This window comes from Candidatus Peregrinibacteria bacterium (genome assembly GCA_030700255.1).
Taxonomy (GTDB): Bacteria; Patescibacteriota; Gracilibacteria; order UBA1369; family JABINC01; genus JABINC01.
Genome location: JAUYJN010000031.1, coordinates 1 through 3,052, shown reverse-complemented (window position 1 = coordinate 3,052; position 3,052 = coordinate 1). Strand labels below are relative to the sequence as shown.

Annotated in this window: 3 protein-coding genes; 1 reads left to right on the top strand and 2 read right to left on the bottom strand. The window is 40.5% G+C overall.

Features of this window, described 5'->3' with window-relative positions; all coding sequences use genetic code 11:
* Window positions 1-2,088 (bottom strand): hypothetical protein (locus tag Q8P68_03920; GenBank protein MDP4008311.1); only part of this gene is annotated, 2,088 nt, incomplete at its 3' end.
* A 190-nt stretch (window positions 2,089-2,278) separates the two neighbouring features.
* Between Q8P68_03920 and Q8P68_03915 the strand changes: the two genes are divergently transcribed.
* Window positions 2,279-2,602, top strand: a complete 324-nt coding sequence (locus tag Q8P68_03915) for a hypothetical protein (protein ID MDP4008310.1) — start codon at window positions 2,279-2,281, stop codon at window positions 2,600-2,602.
* Window positions 2,603-2,745: 143 nt separating this feature from the next.
* Here Q8P68_03915 and Q8P68_03910 read toward each other — a convergent pair.
* The coding region (locus Q8P68_03910; GenBank protein MDP4008309.1) for a hypothetical protein at window positions 2,746-3,052 on the bottom strand (307 nt) is incomplete at its 5' end.

Genomic DNA, 3,052 nt, shown 5'->3' with positions numbered 1-3,052 from the left:
CTCTTCTTTGGAGATTAAGGAGGTCTCTTCCTCTGAAATATTAGGGCTTTCTATGTTACTTCCAACGATTATAAGTTTGATTTCAGATTCCCCCATCTTACTTATAGCACCTTCTAACACAGATCTTGACCCCTCATCCATTGATTCCGCACCGAGTATGCAAATATTCAGAGTGCCAGGCAGGTTTTTTCCAATTTTTTCAAGACAAATTTTCAATTTAGCTTCTACCTCTAAGTCGTTTCCATCGCTAATACTTGCATATAATTCAGCCTTTTCCTCCTTAAGCCCTTCTGAATATTGTTCAATTATTTGATATAAAGTTTGATATGGATCAAATGCGTCTTGCCCCTCTGGACTTACTATACAGAGTGAATCAGCATCCTCCCTTTCAAGTGTTTTACGTAAGATAAGCTCATTTACAGGTGAAGACCCTCGCATTTTTATAACTCTTTTTTTATTAAGTAGTTGATTTAATTTTTCAAGTGCTTTAGCTGGAGAAGCTCCAATAAGCCTTACGCCCTCTGCCGATTTAAATATATGCACTCTTTTTTTCGATTTAACTTCTTTTAATTCTGTGACAGTTATGTCCATATTTCTAGTTGCATAATCCCCTGTGTCACCAAGAATACAATATTCGTCGAGTTTATCTCTGGCGGCCACACCAACAGCTACAGACTGCCCACCTTTAGCTTGAGACATATCTATACCAACTCCCATTGCGCGAAAAAGCTCATGAACGACAAGTCCAACTCTGGTAAGCTCATGCCTATCCTCGTTACCTGCACGAAAACGTATCATGCGACCTTTTTTACCGATTCCGCAGACAGCTTTGTGGCCTTCCCCGTTCGTTCGATTAAACTCTTCTATTGCAGCCCTTACAGCTTGGAGAGCCCTAGCTGCTAGTAGTTCCGCATCCCCCGTTTCAAATGTTGTAAAAAACCCATTACCTTCCATAACCGCTTTTATGTCCCCACATTGGTATTCTTCCATGACGGTAATAATTTTACCCACCAATCTGTCGTATTCTTCATTACTCGTCTCGTCGTTTAGAGTTGGGAAATATATACAAAATGGTACTCCTAGGGTTGTACTTGGATGCTTGCTGGCTTCTGTGTTCTTTGGAAGCTGTGTTATATTTGGTATTTCCTCACCTATGGTGGAGATTTTATCTTCAGGTATTCTTAATCTGGCCCCTGCAAAATTGCTTGCAATTTTATCAAAATCCTCCTCGGCCTTTGTTAGATGACTTATTTGATCATTTTCTACATGGATATTTGTTGTATTTAAATTAAGACTCCCCTCTCCTTCTTTGATTTTTACCTCAAATTCCTTTGAATCTTTGAGCGCGCGACCTCTCGTTATCATTCCACTGACACGTCTGTGAGTCCTTAGATTCAATCCTTGAGCTGACACGTGGGCGATACGTAGACCACTTACCACTTTATATTTTTCGCCTTTTCCGGCATGATTTTCATTGAATTCTTTTGTTAATTTACGAAGAGCTTCAAGGACTGGCTCCATTACATTTTTTATTGCAAGACTTGCCATGCACGCAAGATGCATATTTGGAAAATTCGCCGTCACCTCATCACCTTGGAAGCCATCTACGCTGCCATGAAAATTCTCAACTATTGTTGTGATCGTATTGATACCTTCCTGTATTATATGGATAAACTTTGCCCGAAGGCTGGCAGGGCATCTATCATCAAAAACAGCTCTTTGGGTTATGCTTGAACCAACGAAATCGATGGATGTATATATGCGCCCTGGAGAGCATTCAACGATACTATTCATAGAACCATCTTGATGCGCTATGGTTTCGAGCCAAGCTCTTGATATATTTGCGCCTCCGTGAGGAGTTAATCTATCTCTATTGACGCCATTGATAAATTCCAGTGCCGCATAGCTTGGCGTTTGGTGTGTTTGAATTGGGCTTAAAGTTTTCTGCAGATCGCCCCTTTCGCCCATAAAAACCTCATCAAGAATAGGCCGTGCTTGAGTAGAATCCGCTTCGCCACGAACTCTTCCGTCGAGGGTTCTTCTTTGCCCGGTATCAGCGCCTTTTTCCTGTGGACCTTTTCCAGTCATATAGCCTAAATTATTGGTTCGTAAGTATATATTAATCAGCACTTCTTGACAAGGTGGTCTAATTATTTTCTATAAAGAAAAGTCAAATCCCTTGCCATAAAACGTTCATTATGTTATAATTTAGTGATTTGAAAGGATATTTTCAAGTTATATAAACAAAAATTATTTATTTATTAACCAACAAAAGGTTATGAAACGAATACAAACACAAAGGAAGAATCAATATTTCGTTCTTTTTTGGCTCGGACTGCTTACAGGGGCGCTACTTATAGTTGCTCTTTATAGTATGGATGGTAATTCTGCGGATCTTGCCGGCAAATTAAGGAGAGCTCCGACAGCCGCTCCTACTTATAACTATACCACTCCTCCGGCTTACAATCCTCAGTCTTACAATTCCCCTGCTGCACTAACTTCTCAGCCGATAATGGTCGCACCTCAAATGGTTACTCCATATGGTGGAGGTGGTAGTAATGGAGGATCGAATGGCTATGTTGATGTTGATGGTGATTACTAGGCTTTTGATTTAATTGGTATCGAAATGAGCGCCCCTTTGCAAAAGGGGCGTTTTGTTTATTATTTCGCGGTTCGTGTACACTATTACAAATAAAGTAAGAGCAGGGAAAGTCAAAGGAAAAATTTTTCTATCTAAGAAATAGCTTATTTCTCATCCTCCGGCCCAATGGTTTGAAAGGGGCCAGAGGTTTGGTCTGAGATGTCCGCAATAGTTGGGATCTCCATCATTGTTAATGGCGCCATACTCATAGTGCTACTCATTACTGTCCTTTCGAAGGATGGAATGTATTCTTTCGGAACGGTAAGTCCGGCTTGGTGCGCCCAGCTGTATAATTTTTTCACTTCACTTTGAAGTGGCACGCCAGCGGCTATATGTACCTCACCTTCTTCTCTTCTTATTTTTAATAATTCTTCCATTGCGAAATCGAAATCAGTTTGTAGCGCCTCAACA